Genomic DNA, 14,508 nt, shown 5'->3' with positions numbered 1-14,508 from the left:
ACTGACGCCCCAGGTTCCCAGGATAAACAGTCCCAACAGTCCCCACGTCACGACACCCCGGTTGACAATTCGACGGAGCAGTCCCTGGTACTTATTTGCCACCGCTTCGTATCCCTGGTTGAATCGGGCGAAGAATCGGCCTAGTAATCCTTTTTTCTCGCCGTGTACGGGTCGAAGCAGAATCGCGCAGAGAGCGGGCGTCAGCGTCAGCGCGTTGATGCCGGAAATCACGATGGCAATAGCGAGGGTGAGCGAGAACTGCCGGTAGAAAATCCCGACCGGTCCCGACAGAAACGCAACGGGCACGAACACGGCCGACATGACCAGCGTAATGGCAACAATGGCCCCGGCAATCTCACCCATAGCCGCAAACGTAGCAGCCCGGGGCGTCAGGTGACCAGACGCGCTGGGTTCTTCCATCTTGGCGTGCACGGCCTCAACGACCACAATGGCGTTATCGACCACAATCCCGATGGCCAGCACCAGCGCGAAGAGCGTCAGCAGATTGATCGAGAACCCGATGGAACTCATGAAGGCGAACGTACCGATCAGCGCCACCGGCACGGCCAGCGCACAAATCAGCGTAGAGCGCCAGTCTTGCAGGAAGAGGAACACGATGATGAACACCAGCACAAACGCTTCCATCAGCGTCCGGACCACTTCATGAATCGACGCGTCCAGAAACCGTGATACGTCGTAGGCGTAGTTGTACGTCATCCCCGATGGGAACGACGTTTCTTTCAGCTCGGCCATTCGCGCTTTAACGGCGGCAATTACGTCGCTGGCATTTGAGCCGGGACGCTGTTTGAGCATGATGGACGCCGACGGTTTTCCGTCGTTTTTGGAAAGAATTCCGTAGCTCTGGGAGCCAAATTCAACGTCGGCAATATCTTTCAGACGGAGCAGCGAACCGTCGGGATTGGTCCGTAGGATGAGGTTTTCGTACTGAGCCGGTTCAAAGAATTTACCGGTGTAGCGCAGTACATATTGCAGGGTCTGGGGGGCGCTATCGGCACTTTCACCCGATTTTCCGGGAGCCGCTTCTACGTTCTGTTTCCGAATCCCGGCAATCACTTCATCGGGCGAAATGTCGTAGGCGGTCATCCGATCGGGTTTGAGCCAGACCCGCATGGAATAGTCGCGGCTACCCATGATGGCGGCAAAACCGACTCCGTCGATTCGCTTAAGTTCGGCCAGTACGTTAATGTCGGCAAAATTATAGATAAACTTCTCGTCGACACTCGGGTCGTCGCTGATGATGTTGAGATACAGCAGCATACTGTTCACCTCTTTCTCCGTCACCACACCCGCTTTGATTACTTCCTCGGGCAGCTCATCCAGTACGGTCGTTACGCGGTTGTGTACGTTGACGGCCGCCAGATCGGGGTCGGTACCCACCTTGAAGAAAACCGTGATGAGCGTCGAGCCGTCATTACCCGAAATCGAGGTCATGTAGGTCATATCCGGTACGCCATTGATGGCTCGTTCAAGGGGCGTCGCGACGGCCTTGACGCACACGTCGGCGCTGGCTCCCGTGTAGCGGGTCGTTACCGTGACTGAAGGCGGTACAATTTCCGGAAACTGCGTAACAGGCAAGCCAAACAGCGCCAGTAGCCCCAGCAAGACAATCAGGACGGAAATAGCCGTCGAGAGTAAGGGTCTTTTAATGAAGGTGTTGAACATATTCGCTGAGAATCATTAATGGTCTTTATTCAGAATGGAAGAACCCCCACCACCCTAAAGGGACTAAAGCGAAGGCCAGAGGTAGCTCCTTTAGGGTGGTGGGGGTTTAGTGTAAGCCTATTACCGAGCCGACGCATACAGTGCTTGTAAATTCTTGGTAGGTAGCGGTTTCGGGACGATGGTCATGTCATCGCGAAGGCTTTGAATCCCTTCATAAACGATTCGGTCCCCCGGTTTAAGCCCCGACTGAACAACGTACAGTTGCTCGACCCGGCTGCTGGGAACAAAACTTCGGGCTTTCACTTTGTTATTGGCATCCACGACGTAGACGAAGTTTTTGTCCTGCACTTCAAAAACCGCTTTCTGTGGCGCCAGTACTGCATTGTCTACGTCGGTTTCCAGCCGAACTTTACCCGTGGCTCCATGACGTAGCGTCCGTTTGGGGTTGGGGAAAGTGGCCCGAAAGGCGATGGTACCGGAGTTGTCCTCAAATTCGGTTTCGGTCGTTTCGATTTTACCTTTATACGGATATGGCGAATCGTCAGCCAGCAGCAGATCGACTTCCCGGACTGTTGTTTTTTCGGGATCGCGCCGTTTCTTGATGAAAGACAGGTATTCTTTCTCCGATACGTGGAAATAAGCGTACATCTCCCGCAGGTCGGAAATGGACGTCAGCAGCGCCCCTTCTTCAATTAAGCTACCCCGTTTGAAGGGCAGTCGATTGATAACGCCGTCGAACGGAGCGCGGATGCTGGTCAGCGATACGTGAAAGCGTGCCTTGTTTAAAGCAGCTTTGGCACCGTTGATGGCTGAGCGGGCGGTGGCCATTTTTGATTTGGCCAGCTTTAATTCAGAAGGCGAGATGACGTTTTTATCCACCAGCAATTTTACCCGTCCCATCTCGACGTCGACGGATTGCTCTTCGGCTAAGGCACTTTCCAGCGCCGACTGCGCCCGATCGACTTCGACCTGATATTCAGTTGGGTTGAGTTGAAACAGCAATTGCCCCTTATGAACGGGCTGCCCTTCATCCACCAGAATTTTATCGAGATAACCCGCCACGCGGGCCCGAACTTCAACGTTCTGTACCGCTTCCAGACTACTGGTGTAATCGTGATCCAGCGTGGCGTCCTGAGGGGTCAATTGAATAACCGGAAGCGTTGGTGCAGATGCTTCCTGCTTTTTCTCGTTATGTGATGAGCAGGCGGCCAGCAAGGCACTAAAGAGAAAAACCGTAATGCCTGAGTAGATATGCATAGGAAAAGTTGGATTAACGACCATTGGCAAAATGGCACTCTCGTTTAAAGAGAAGCTTAAAAAATTCTTAGAATTTGCTTAGAGAAATAATAAAATCAGGGCCTCATCTTTAAAAAGCACAAAATCCATTCTAAGGAAACCCATTAAAACAAAACCGCTACCAGGAATCGGGGTCCCGGTAGCGGTCTAAACATTAGACATAGTCAACTACGAAAAAAGTTTTATTGATCAACCGTATCGGTTTCTGGTGCGGCAATCTTCGCTAAGTCTTTGTTCTCCGGGAAGAATGACAGCCCTTTCTGGAGCCACTCGTTTCGGACCGCGCTGTTATTTGTAACCAGTTCATTGTACGAAATCAAGTACTTGAACGCCAGAATCAGGTCTTTTTTGTAACGAGTTCGCTCCTCTGGTTTATCAGCTACCATGTTGATGAATTCTTCAAAATAAGGCTTCGCTTTGCCGTTACGTACCGCTTCTTCTGGCGCATATGCGTAGTAATTCGCTTTTGCCCTATATAATACGGTCGGCGCATACTCCGGAGATTGCTTCTGCGCCAGGGCAAGTGCTGAATCAGCCAGCGCAAAGCGGGCGGTATCCCGGACTAGTTTGCCCAAGCTATCGCGCTGAAAACCGAGCGTGTAGTTGCTCATGCCGTAGCGGAACAAGTCCTGCACATCGGCTTTGAATCCGTGTTTAGCTGCCGAATCGAGCGTAGCAACGGCCTGTGGATGCTTTTTGGCCCGGTAATAATATTTGGCAATGTCACTGTACAGATTTTCCGTTGTATCGAAAGGAGCGGCTTTGGCCAGGTTCAGTATACCTAGCGAATCATTGATGGCTTTGAGCGAATCACTCCCCGGATTGTCGATGCCTAAGTAAGCATTACCCAGGTATTTGTAATCGTCGGGCATGGCCTTATCCGGCGCTTTCTCCAGGAACGTACTGATGTTTTGAATTGCCTTCTGAGGCTGCTTCAGCGACGAATACGCCCAGCCTTCAATTCTATATACGATCGGGTTCTGCGCCAGTGCGGTGCGGTTGCTGTCAATCAGATTGACGGTACGTTGATAGTCTTTGGCCAGGAAGTGAAACTGAGCTTGCCGCAACAGCGTTTCCTGCCGCTTATCTTTCGATACGTTCACATACTGATCAATGTAGCTGGCCGCTTCTTTGTAGCGGTTCACCAGGAAATATAGTTCCGCCAGTTGGTTGTAGGCTGGGGCATAGCCCGAATTCGCGTCGATAGCTTTTTTGTAATTCTCGACGGCCAGATTCAGGTTGCGTCCCTGCCAGTAGATGTCGCCAATACGTTGGTACACGCGCGAAGCATTCATACCCAGTTCAAGAGCACTTTCGTAACGCGATACGGCTGTTCCGGCATCCCGGTTCAGATAATACGCATCTCCCAGCGCCAGTTGAATGGATGAGTTTTTCTTGTCGCGGTCGGCAGCCCGGTTCAGAAAATCAATGGCTTTTGCAGCATCTACGGCTTTGGGATACATTGGTTTAATCGAGCCGTTTCCAGGCGTCAGATAACCAGTATACGCTTCACCGACTCGGAAGAGAATCTCCGCGTTTTTGCCTTTGCTCTTATTGACCACCTCTTCGAGCTTAGGTCCTGCATTCGTCAGATCATTTTTGACCAGATACGTAATGGCTGACCCCGTTTGATTCAGCGGAACGCGCTTTTCGTCCAGTGGAATCCCTTTCTCAAACCAGGCGCGAGCTGAATCAGGCTGTCCGGCACGTAGATAACCGTAACCGGCGTCGAAATACGTTTGTACAGATGCATTCTGCTGGGCGTTACGGACGAGAATCGCCTTGGCTTCTTCGAGTCGGCCCAGATTCATCAGGGTATTTGCATCGGGGGCTGGGGTTTGTGCTAACGTAGTAACAGCCAGTCCCGATAGAAATAAGGTTATGTACGTCTTCATGGTAAGTTGGGTTTATTGCTCCTCTAACAGCACCAGGAGGTATGAGGAGCTTCTGCAAACTACCACGCAGACCTAAGAGAAAGCTTAAAGACTACTTAGAATTGGCTTAGAAACAAGTTTTTTTCGACAGGATTAACAGGATTCGCTGAACTGGTTGTTTTGCAGAATAAATCCTGTTAATCCTGTCGAAAGTGTAACAGCCTTATTTCTCAGTCGTTAGGATGGTTTGACCGGCTGGATACAATAGCTCAGCGTTGTCTTCAGCAGTAATAATAACGTCATCTGGTTTCGCAACGGCTGTTGCGTTTAAGGTCGCTGAGAGGTCTTTGCCGGATGGGCTAAGCTGGCCTAATTTATTCACCGAGTTGTCGCTCTGCTTCATCCGGACCATGTATGTATTTTTCGATGGCGTCAGATTTTCGGGTTCTGCCAGATTCCGTACGTCCACCGCCAGGGTGTAACTGCTGTTATTATCTTTCTTAACGTTTATGGTTCCATTGGCAGCCGGCACAACGGTCGACGTAACAAAACTCATTTTGGGCGTACAGGCGTTGATCATAAGGGCGATACATAGTCCTGTAGTAATACGTTTGATTATTGGTTTCATCAAGTTGAGGTGTTTATGATACAATTGTTTAATTAAGAGCGAATTAGTTTTTCGCTTCCAGCCGGTCTTTCACGTAAAGATCTTCGACGATAACCAGCAGTACGGCAATCAGCGGAGAGGCAAACAACACACCGACCAGCCCGACCAGAATCCCCAGCAATACCTGCCCGAAGAGCAGCAGCGCAGGTGGTACGGAAACAAATCGTTTGTCGAGCAGGGGGGTCAGGATGTAACCTTCCAGCGACTGCACCCCCATGTAGAGCGCGAAGACGTAGATAACATGATCGACTCCCTGCGGTAAAGCAACCAGTAAGGCCGGAGCCATCGCGATATAAGGACCGAGATTGGGAATGAAGTTCAGTACTCCGGCCATAATGCCCAGTACAATCGGAAAGGGAACGCCAAGCAGTGCCAGCCCTGCTCCGGTCGCTACGCCCACCACCGTCATGGTGATGGATCGGCTGATGAACCAGTTTTTCAGCGTCGTATAACACTGATCCATTACGCCCAACAGCCGTTTCCGATAAGCCGGATTGAACAACCGGACAAAGCCTTTCCGATAGCTGCCGGGACTGAAGGACAGATAGATACCCGTGATGATAACAATCAGAACGTTAACCAGTCCGCCGAGCGTTCCGGAAACGACGCCCGTTCCTGCGACAGAACGCCCTTCCCCGGTCCGCCCCCCGATAGTAATGCACTGGGTTGCTGTGGAATTCCTTCCAGTAATTCCCTCCCCCATTCAGTCTGCGACAGATTCTCTTTGAGTCGGTTGATTGACTCCGGCAACGAGTCCGCCAGTTGATCGGCCTGTTCGCTAACGGTGGGTGCCAATAGCCAGATGCCCCCGCCAATCAGCACGACAAGCATGCCCAGCACCAGCCCGACCGACAGACCGTAAGACAGGGACGTTTTGCGGCTTACAAAATGCCCCAGGGCGCTAATAACCACAGCGACCGTAATGCCGCCGAAGACCAGAAAGAAAAAGCTGGCTGCGTAACCGATCAACCAGAACAAAGCCGCGAGCAGCAAACTGATAAAGGCGGCCGTAGCTACCCGACGGGAAAAAGAAACCGAACGTTCCATGCTCATATTAAGTGTATTTTGAACCGCGTCAGTCACCCGGCCGTTGCACATCCTGCAGACTGGCGACGGGTGTTACGTTACGTCCCTGAATAACTGAAAGCGAGCCATCGTTTTCGAGTATGACAGCCGCTACGTCGTCGGGACTCTGTGCGCCGGAACTGCGCATAGCGGCCAGTAGTTCGTCTTCCGTAACGCGCTGCTGCCGCATGGCCTGTTTCAGATACTGGCCCTGATGAAATAACAGGGTTGGTTCACTTTTAATGAACCGGTTGAATCCCGGCCACCGCACCGACAGCCTGGCCACTCCATATTGCAAACCAATCAACAGCGCCACCGCCGTCAGACCATCTGCCACACCGGTTTGCTGCGAAACGATAATGGTCGATAACGTAGAGCCGAGCGCAACGGTCACCACCAGATCATAGGCATTCATTTTCGAGAACGTGCGCTTTCCCGAGATTTTCACTATGGTCAGTAGCCCAAAGTAGGCTAGTATGCCCACAACGATCACGCGCCCGATGCTTTGCCATCCCTTAAACAGCCAGTCAGCCAACGTTACCAGTTCATCCGTCATCATCGAGTCTCCTGTGGGTTATTGGTTGATCGCCCATTCACGTGATCCGCTACGTTCAGCTTAACCGGCGATTGGGACAAAACAGAACCATCGGGTTGATTGTCGAGCAGAACGACGGTATGCGGATACGGCATGTCGATACTGGCTTTGTCGAGCGCCAGTTTAATGCCCGTCACTACCTGATCACTGACTTTCAGTACGTTGGCCTGCTGCGATTCGACCCAGAAATAAACCGTCAGGTTCACCGACGAACCGGCCAGTTCCGTTACGTATACCCACGGGCCGGGCTCTTTTAACACGCCTGCGATACCGTTCAGCACCCCGTAAATGATGCTACGTGCTTCTTCAATCGAATCCGAATACCCAATGCCGACCACGAATTTTACCCGCCGTTTGGGGTAAGCCGTCCGGACCAGAATCGAACTGGTGTACACGTCGCCGTTGGGCAGAATAGACCGCTCGCCATCGTAGGTTTTCAGCCGGGTCGAGCGTGTGTTGATTTCCTCAACCGTGCCTTCGAACTCTTTCACCCGAATCTGATCTCCGACTTTGAAGGGCCGACGCCATAAGATCAGGATACCGGCGAAGAAATTTTGCAAAATATCCTTGAAGGCGAACCCAATGGCCACGGACGTAACGCCCAGACCCGCAATGATGTCGACGGGCTTAAACGAAGGGAACATCACCACGCAGGCAACCAGAAAGCCGATGATTGTAATCAACGTACTAACAATCCGGCTGACCAGGTTAGCCAGCGTACTGTCAATGGTATGGCTCCGAATCACCAGTTTGCTAATAACCTTTTTGATTCCTTTCGCCAGCAGCCAGAACAGCAGAAATACGAATACCCCCACAATGATGTAAGGCAGCCCGGAGGCCGTGTCCTTCATGAAGTCACGAACGGTGCGCCAGAACAAGATCAGGGCATCATTGATAGTGAAGGGTGGCGTATTGACCCGTGGAGGCTGGAAAAAATTCCAGAGTAAAAGCATACCGTTGCGCTTAACAGGGTTAAATTCTAGGCTCTTTACCGTCCTGTCGGACCGGCCCCTAAATCCCCTGAAGGGGACTTTGTCTGCGATTGAGCCAAGTCCCCTTCAGGGGATTTAGGGGTGAGGGCCGCAGATAAAATGAGGTTTATTTTTAGGTGCTCATTCAGCACTTAACAACACTACTTTTAAACAGGTCCATTGTCTTATTGGCCGATCACTGAGTCAGGTAAAAGGTTAGTTGGTTTATAAAACATGACCAGTGTTCCCAGACGTTTATTGGGTCCGGTAACCGGCGCCGACAGTTCATACGGCTTTTTGTTGTTGAAATACACGTCCTGCTGCTGAAGCAAATAACCCGGAAAGCGGCTGGTAAAGGCAATCCCCTGGTTTTTCTTGTTCGTCGAGATGGTCACCTTCCCGGCCGTATCAACCAGCAGGACTTCCTGAACACCCCGATCTTTAACCAGCGTATTGAAATACTCGTTAATTTCGCCCGATTTGTTCTGCAGCATCGCATTCCGTACAGCCCAGACAAACGTTTTCATGCCGAACTGAAGTTGCTGGCGGTCAATAGTTACCTGGTTGTTCTGAACTGTAGACCGAAAGGCATCGCGCTCGTGCTCAAACTGGCGGGGCAACTGCGTATTCTTATAAAGTAAATACCCAACGCAGAGCACTAACAGGACAATTACTCCGTAAAGAATAAGCATTTGCCTGGAACTGGGTCCGGTCGTTCTAGTTTCGTGTGTTGTCTGTTGTTCCGTATTCATAATCATCGTGGTTTTGGCAACGATTTCATTGACCGACAATCGTCCTGTACCGAATAAGTTACCTGTCCTGTATACCCAATCAAATGCATAACCGGTTCTGGTCGAACGGCTTATAACTCAACAAACACCTGTCAACTTAGACAAGGCTTAACGAAACCTTAGAATTTGGTTAGAGTGATTAAACGGCCAAATGTTCGTCGGGGTGCTGTATGTCTACATCAATACCAGCCAGCCCTTACCCTCGGGACCGGCCGGAAACTATGTTTTTTTGTATAAACAGAACGAATATGACAACTCTGGAGAAAAACAGAAGCTGGTTGAGAAGGTGCAGATGGTTCAGAGAACTATTATGATGACATGAATCAATTAATAGACATCACTCTGACATCGGGGCAGCACCGCAAAGAGCGATTCGAAGAATTGCTGGCTAAAACATCGACAAAATATAAGGCAGTTTGGGAGTCTTTAGCCTTATATGATTTACATGACTAAAGCGGAAGTCATTGCCATTAATCATAACCAGGTACGTTTGTTCTGAGGCAATTTGTCGCACCTGACAGTTTTCTACACGAAGAAAACTGGATTTTCTACTGAAAGCTGTACAGGCCGAGCTGTTTAGTAATCCATTGTATCCCGACATTCACCAAAAGGCAGGGGTGTATCTGTTCAGCTTAATCGGCAATGATATTTTTTCAGGATGGCAAGAAACGGACGGATTTACAGGCAGTCCTCATATTTTTGTTGTTTAATCAATATGAATTCGTGCCTTCCGTCAATGACGAAATCCTGATCGACTTCACACTGACGGTGGCTTCGGCTCATCACACACTGGAGTTGGTACAGGATTGGTTAAAAGAGCATAATCAACCGATGGCCTAATTAGGGTATGCTCTCCGGTTTTGGACCAGAACAATTCAGGACCACGTCTCTATCAAATTGGCATATAATTCCCGTACTTGGCGTTTTTCGTAGTCGGTCGTAAGCGTCTGGTCGGCGTACTGAACCAGCATATTGACCTGCTCACGGAGAATGGGTTTGTGGTCAGCGGAGCAAACCGCTTCGTTGATCAGGGCCAAGGCCCGCAACAATCGTCTCTGCACGGCATGATTCCCTTTGGCATTAATGCGTGGCAGATCAAACGCCAGCCGGATATAATCGGCAAAGGCCGCACTCCGCACCAGCACTCGCAAATGCTGCCCGTCGGAACGCAGTCGAGTTGGAAACTCGCGTTTCGCCAGTTGTTCACAGATGGCACCCAGGTAATCCACCGCCATGATGGCCGTCGTAGTGTCATTAATTCCAGGTGAGAGGGCTTTTAACGCAATGTCGACTAACTGCTGAATGCCGAACCCTACGTCCTGTTCCACGTTTCGGTGCCGACCAATACTGACGTATTCCATTAGACCATCCGGCCAGTCCACTTCCTCCGGGTCAGGTCGTTCCATGCCGCTACGTACCGAAAAGAGTACAGTACCTTCACCCACAAAAGCGCCCATTTCTTTCTCGATACGTATCACAACCCGGTTTTTTGTCGCCCAACGCAGAAGTCCGTCGGTGTTAATGAGTTGCAGATAGCCCGACTGTTTCGTCTTGACTGGGTACCACCCCCTTTGCTCATCAGCGTACCGGAGGGCTGCTTCCGCTTTTTGAGGATCGTCGATGGGTTCGCCAAACTGATCGGGAAACAAATCGACAATGGCTTTACCGGTTTCGTGGAAAATACGTTGAACAATCGTACCCGTCTGGAGCGACTCGGCAATGTGATGAATGAAAAAGATTAGGGCCGCCACGCCACCCAGGGCTAGGATCAAGCCCGCCAATACCGCCGTAGAGGGAACGAACTTAACTTCATCGGTGCCGCGAATAGTCCCCAAAACAATCAGGCAGTAAGCAAATACACCCACAAAATACCCCATCACGACCTGATTGACGCGGTCACGCATGAAGTTGCGCAACACGCGCGGAGAATACTGGTTACTGACCTGCGAAATAGTCGATAACGTGAGAGAAAAAGCCAGCGTAGCCACCGTCAGCATGGACCCCGCAATGGCCCCTAGCATGGCTCGTGCTCCCTCGGCACCCGTACCAAACAGGAGCGGAAATTGCTTTTCGCCATGCCAGCTCGTGTGGGCATCAAACTCCACCAAACAGTAGGCCAGTACAAAGGAAGTCAGTACCAGCAACCCTGGCACGAACCAAAGTGATTCACGAAGTTGCTGCCAATACTGGCGAAGGTGGGTGGTCATTGCTGGAACAATAAAGTCAATGAGACAAACCAGCCAGTGACCGAATAGTTATTTGGTTCAGTACTTAACGCAAATGCAATTCAGTCAATTACTTGATGAATGGCTTCGAAACTGTAAGCAAAATTGGGTACCAGCGGTTAGCGAACTATGGGGCCTTCATTGACAACCCGCTGCAACACCCGGTTGATTGAGTAGAACACACCGTTCGTCGCCCGGATGTCTGGCTGGATAACCTCCGCCACTGTACCTCGCCCATCTTTGATGGTAATGTCATTGCCCTGTTTATGCACGACCAGGATTTGCCCACTCAGGTTGGTTAAGTTCTGGCCGTCTCGCAATTGATCCGACGTCAGTCGACCTTTCACCACATGGTAAGCCAGAAACTGAATGAGTCGATTTTTGCTCGACGGCAGCAGCAATTCGTTCAGTTTACGCTCCGAAAGTTCGGAAAATGCCGCATTGGTAGGCGCAAATACGGTATTGGGCCCTTTACCATTGGCCTGGCTGAGCAAACCCGACACCTTCAGCAACTGAAGCAAGGTAGTGTGCTCGGCCGGTTTAGCTGCGCTGAGGCCCAGACTGGTACCGGTCTGTACCCCACTGGCTTTTAACGTAGGATTGTTTACACTATTTGTTTGTGCAACTACGAGTCTACATAGTAGCAGCAATACACTGCAGAAAATTAGTCGTCGATTGAATTTCATGGGTAGCTATCAGAAAAAACGGGCATAGCTTGTTCGCTTAGTTTTCAATACTGTCTTCTCGTGAAAAGGTGTTTTAAATTTTGCCATTAACTGTCAAACTTATGGCTTGACAGGTCGCTTATCCAGCCACCCATTCAGCCTGGAAACCTGCTTTTCGAACAGCCGCCAACACCATATCAGCGATGCGGTTATCGGTGGTCTGCACCGTCAGTAATCTGTCGTCAGATTCCGTATTGATGTTCCAACCGTCTAGTTGTTCAATGTCGTTCAACGGTAACGTGACAGCCGCTACATCGTCACTATTTTTAATGTTTGTTTTAAAATTTAGCGTTTCCATAAGTTCGTCGAGTTTGTTTAGACACTTAACTAAAAGAACCAAAAACTGTCCCGCAGGCGAAACTCGACGGAGCCTAGATAGGCATCTTTGGTAAAGATCGCTGCCCGATACATCCCTGGCTTTACATTAGCTTCCGGTGTAAGCGTAAACGAGATGCGTTGTGGATTTCGGGCAAAATTCACCGCCTGCGTCGCATGAACCGGAATTACTTCGTCGACATCGGGCAAGGTAATGGTCGCATTGTGAGGAGGGGGCATCATGGGTTTCTGCTGTTCGTCGGTCAGGCTCAGGTAAACTTCCTGCATTCCCTCCAGTTTCAGGATTGCCGGTACCTTCAGCGAAACGGTCAACGTAGCCGCTTTTTTGGCTTTGACCGTTACTTTTTTATTTGCCTTGCTGATCTCAACCCGGAAGGCATCACCTGTAATGGCCGAACGGGGTACCATCGTCAGTATTCGCGTGTCTAGGCCCTTTTGCTGTTGTTCCAATTCTCTGTTTTGCGTCGTCAGCAGCGCATTCGCTTGAGTCTGCCAGTTTATTTTATCGTGCATTGCTACCATCTGATTTTCCAGACTATCGCGGGTAATGTTTAGTTGGCTTAGAGTCTGGTTCAGAGTCCGAATGGTGCGCGTCTGGCCAGTAATACTACGTCGCAGATTGATCAGACTCCGGTCGCGCTGGCTTACCTGTTCGTGTAAGTCGTTGATGTGATTACCCAGGTATTCTTTCTCATCACCCGCCGTTTCGAGCTGGCGTTTCAGATCACGATTGTCGCCTTCCAACTGAAACTTAACCGACAACAAGGAATCGGCTCGCTGTTCAGCCTGTTCGTATTGATGAGTTAACGTGCGATTGTTACTCCAGTAAAGCCCACCCGATACGCCTATTCCGATCAGCATGGCCAATACCCAGGCCAGGTTTGTTGAGTTACGTTCCGTTGTTTCCATAAGTCACAGTTGTTTATATCACGTACAGGAATGCGACAAAGCTGATACGAAATCGTTACAGAGGACTTAAAGAAACCTTAGAATTTGCTTAGATGATGCGCTTAACTAAATCAACCCCGGTCAATCTGCGTTACGTATGAAAAGGTTGGTAAACTTCAAATGCAATTTCCCTCACTGTCATGGTATGCGCGTGTGCTGGCCTGGCTCGACCAGCATGTGTTTCGTCGGTTCTATACAGAACGTATTCGGCGAATTATCTTACAAAGCTTACCGTTCTGGGTGTCTTCTTTGGTGGTTGGATTGACCGCCGTTGGCTATGAAGAACTGTTTGTCTGGGCCGAACACCTGAGCTTTACTTGGTTAAGCAAACAGCCAGTACTAGCTTTCGTGCTGACGCCCCTGACGTTTGTGTTGGCCTGGGTAATCGTGTGGAGATTGGCGCCAGCGGCTAGGGGAAGCGGTATCCCGCAGGTGATGGCCGGTATCGAGTTGTCGACACCAGCAACTCACGGTCGTACCGCCTATTTGCTTAGTCTGCGTGTGGTGCTTATTAAAATCCTGAGCAGTGTGATACTACTGATCGGTGGCGGAGTCATTGGTCGGGAAGGTCCAACGATTCAGATTTCGGCCGCGATTTTTCGAGCCATCAATCGGTTGCAACCTTCCGGCTGGCCGCAGTTGTCCCGTCAGATTGCGTTGGTTACGGGCGGAGCGGCTGGTCTGGCAGCGGCCTTTAATACGCCCCTAGGTGGGATTGTCTTCGTAGTTGAAGAGCTTACTCAAACCCACCTCACCCGCTTCCGAACGGCGGTTTTCACAGCCGTCATCATCGCAGGAATGACGGCTCAGGCGATTCAGGGACCTTATCTGTATCTGGGCTTTCCGAAGGTGGTCGTTACAACGGGCTGGGTACTGGGTGTTGTGGTACTTGTCGCTATTTTCTGCGGTCTGGCGGGGGCGGTTTTTGCCAAAACACTACTATGGCTTAATGCCCGGCGTCGGCGGTATCGGACCTGGCCGGAACAGCTTGGCTGGGTAGCTGGATGTGGGTTACTACTGGCTGGACTTGCTTTCTGGATAGGTATCGATGCCATAGGTACGGGTAAGCCCATTATCAACCGGCTGTTGTTTCAAAATAACCATCTGACTCCCTGGTATCTTTTTCCGGTGCGCTTTGCGGGCATGGCGCTTAGTTACAGCAGTGGAGCCGCCGGTGGTGTATTCGCTACGTCGCTAAGTGCAGGTGCCATTCTTGGAGATTTGATTGCGCGACTCACCAACGTAGCGCCCAGTGATACCAATCTGATTATTCTGGTCAGTATGGTTAGTTTTCTGACGGGCGTGGTACGTTCACCCTTTACGGCGGCCATT

The 14,508-nt window shown here is 50.6% G+C and carries 15 protein-coding genes; 2 read left to right on the top strand and 13 right to left on the bottom strand.

The genetic code is table 11. From position 1 onward, the window contains the following. From ACOJS8_RS17675 to ACOJS8_RS17635, 9 genes are all read right to left on the bottom strand, one after another. Positions 1 to 1,683: efflux RND transporter permease subunit (locus ACOJS8_RS17675; protein WP_420149869.1), on the bottom strand; the 1,683-nt coding region annotated here is incomplete at its 3' end. A gap of 120 nt (positions 1,684 to 1,803) precedes the next feature. Next, positions 1,804 to 2,940 carry an efflux RND transporter periplasmic adaptor subunit gene (locus tag ACOJS8_RS17670; RefSeq protein ID WP_420149868.1) on the bottom strand — a complete coding sequence of 379 codons (1,137 nt, stop codon included), beginning with the start codon at positions 2,938 to 2,940 and terminating at the stop codon, positions 1,804 to 1,806. 221 nt (positions 2,941 to 3,161) lie between these two features. Further along, positions 3,162 to 4,874, bottom strand: a complete 1,713-nt coding sequence (locus ACOJS8_RS17665; RefSeq protein WP_420149867.1) for a tetratricopeptide repeat protein — start codon at positions 4,872 to 4,874, stop codon at positions 3,162 to 3,164. A 202-nt stretch (positions 4,875 to 5,076) separates the two neighbouring features. Then, positions 5,077 to 5,481, bottom strand: coding sequence for a hypothetical protein (locus ACOJS8_RS17660; RefSeq protein ID WP_420149866.1), 405 nt, complete (start codon positions 5,479 to 5,481; stop codon positions 5,077 to 5,079). Between the two features lie 43 nt (positions 5,482 to 5,524). Beyond that, positions 5,525 to 6,079 carry an AI-2E family transporter gene (locus ACOJS8_RS17655; RefSeq protein WP_420149870.1) on the bottom strand — a complete coding sequence of 185 codons (555 nt, stop codon included), beginning with the start codon at positions 6,077 to 6,079 and terminating at the stop codon, positions 5,525 to 5,527. A gap of 8 nt (positions 6,080 to 6,087) precedes the next feature. After that, complete coding sequence (locus ACOJS8_RS17650) at positions 6,088 to 6,573, bottom strand: AI-2E family transporter (RefSeq protein ID WP_420149865.1); 486 nt, start codon at positions 6,571 to 6,573, stop codon at positions 6,088 to 6,090. A gap of 22 nt (positions 6,574 to 6,595) precedes the next feature. Further along, positions 6,596 to 7,144: a DUF421 domain-containing protein gene (locus tag ACOJS8_RS17645; protein WP_420149864.1), complete on the bottom strand. Its 549-nt coding sequence runs from the start codon at positions 7,142 to 7,144 to the stop codon at positions 6,596 to 6,598. Further along, entirely contained in the window at positions 7,141 to 8,133 is a 993-nt protein-coding gene (locus ACOJS8_RS17640) for a mechanosensitive ion channel family protein (RefSeq protein WP_420149863.1), read from the bottom strand. The genes ACOJS8_RS17645 and ACOJS8_RS17640 overlap by 4 nt, the downstream gene beginning before the upstream one ends. Positions 8,134 to 8,336: 203 nt before the next feature. Continuing rightward, the gene (locus ACOJS8_RS17635; RefSeq protein WP_420149862.1) at positions 8,337 to 8,903 is read right to left on the bottom strand and encodes a hypothetical protein; all 567 of its coding nucleotides are present in this window, start codon (positions 8,901 to 8,903) and stop codon (positions 8,337 to 8,339) included. A gap of 681 nt (positions 8,904 to 9,584) precedes the next feature. On the opposite strand from ACOJS8_RS17635, the gene ACOJS8_RS17630 reads away from it, so the two are divergent. After that, positions 9,585 to 9,782, top strand: coding sequence for a hypothetical protein (locus ACOJS8_RS17630; protein WP_420149861.1), 198 nt, complete (start codon positions 9,585 to 9,587; stop codon positions 9,780 to 9,782). A gap of 35 nt (positions 9,783 to 9,817) precedes the next feature. Here ACOJS8_RS17630 and ACOJS8_RS17625 read toward each other — a convergent pair whose 3' ends face one another. The 4 genes from ACOJS8_RS17625 to ACOJS8_RS17610 form a co-directional block, all read right to left on the bottom strand. After that, the gene (locus ACOJS8_RS17625; RefSeq protein ID WP_420149860.1) at positions 9,818 to 11,149 is read right to left on the bottom strand and encodes a DUF2254 domain-containing protein; all 1,332 of its coding nucleotides are present in this window, start codon (positions 11,147 to 11,149) and stop codon (positions 9,818 to 9,820) included. 137 nt (positions 11,150 to 11,286) lie between these two features. Next, positions 11,287 to 11,853, bottom strand: coding sequence for a fasciclin domain-containing protein (locus tag ACOJS8_RS17620; RefSeq protein WP_420149859.1), 567 nt, complete (start codon positions 11,851 to 11,853; stop codon positions 11,287 to 11,289). 118 nt (positions 11,854 to 11,971) lie between these two features. Next, complete coding sequence (locus tag ACOJS8_RS17615; RefSeq protein WP_420149858.1) at positions 11,972 to 12,190, bottom strand: copper chaperone; 219 nt, start codon at positions 12,188 to 12,190, stop codon at positions 11,972 to 11,974. A gap of 29 nt (positions 12,191 to 12,219) precedes the next feature. Further along, positions 12,220 to 13,137 (bottom strand): hypothetical protein, encoded by a 918-nt coding sequence (locus ACOJS8_RS17610; RefSeq protein WP_420149857.1) that lies wholly within the window; start codon positions 13,135 to 13,137, stop codon positions 12,220 to 12,222. A 159-nt stretch (positions 13,138 to 13,296) separates the two neighbouring features. On the opposite strand from ACOJS8_RS17610, the gene ACOJS8_RS17605 reads away from it, so the two are divergent. Next, positions 13,297 to 14,508: chloride channel protein (locus tag ACOJS8_RS17605; protein ID WP_420149856.1), on the top strand; the 1,212-nt coding region annotated here is incomplete at its 3' end.

Source organism: Spirosoma sp., from assembly GCF_048594605.1.
Classification (GTDB): domain Bacteria; phylum Bacteroidota; class Bacteroidia; order Cytophagales; family Spirosomataceae; genus Spirosoma.
This window is presented reverse-complemented; position numbering and strand designations above follow the sequence as displayed.

Excerpts from the sequence above, each read along its gene's own strand:
- ACOJS8_RS17670 (WP_420149868.1), bottom strand. The coding sequence starts at position 2,940 with ATGCATATCTACTCAGGCATTACGGTTTTTCTCTTTAGTGCCTTGCTG.
- ACOJS8_RS17665 (WP_420149867.1), bottom strand. The coding sequence starts at position 4,874 with ATGAAGACGTACATAACCTTATTTCTATCGGGACTGGCTGTTACTACG.
- ACOJS8_RS17660 (WP_420149866.1), bottom strand. The coding sequence starts at position 5,481 with ATGAAACCAATAATCAAACGTATTACTACAGGACTATGTATCGCCCTT.
- ACOJS8_RS17650 (WP_420149865.1), bottom strand. The coding sequence starts at position 6,573 with ATGAGCATGGAACGTTCGGTTTCTTTTTCCCGTCGGGTAGCTACGGCC.
- ACOJS8_RS17645 (WP_420149864.1), bottom strand. The coding sequence starts at position 7,144 with ATGATGACGGATGAACTGGTAACGTTGGCTGACTGGCTGTTTAAGGGA.
- ACOJS8_RS17640 (WP_420149863.1), bottom strand. The coding sequence starts at position 8,133 with ATGCTTTTACTCTGGAATTTTTTCCAGCCTCCACGGGTCAATACGCCA.
- ACOJS8_RS17635 (WP_420149862.1), bottom strand. The coding sequence starts at position 8,903 with ATGAATACGGAACAACAGACAACACACGAAACTAGAACGACCGGACCC.
- ACOJS8_RS17630 (WP_420149861.1), top strand. The coding sequence starts at position 9,585 with ATGATATTTTTTCAGGATGGCAAGAAACGGACGGATTTACAGGCAGTC.
- ACOJS8_RS17625 (WP_420149860.1), bottom strand. The coding sequence starts at position 11,149 with ATGACCACCCACCTTCGCCAGTATTGGCAGCAACTTCGTGAATCACTT.
- ACOJS8_RS17620 (WP_420149859.1), bottom strand. The coding sequence starts at position 11,853 with ATGAAATTCAATCGACGACTAATTTTCTGCAGTGTATTGCTGCTACTA.
- ACOJS8_RS17615 (WP_420149858.1), bottom strand. The coding sequence starts at position 12,190 with ATGGAAACGCTAAATTTTAAAACAAACATTAAAAATAGTGACGATGTA.
- ACOJS8_RS17610 (WP_420149857.1), bottom strand. The coding sequence starts at position 13,137 with ATGGAAACAACGGAACGTAACTCAACAAACCTGGCCTGGGTATTGGCC.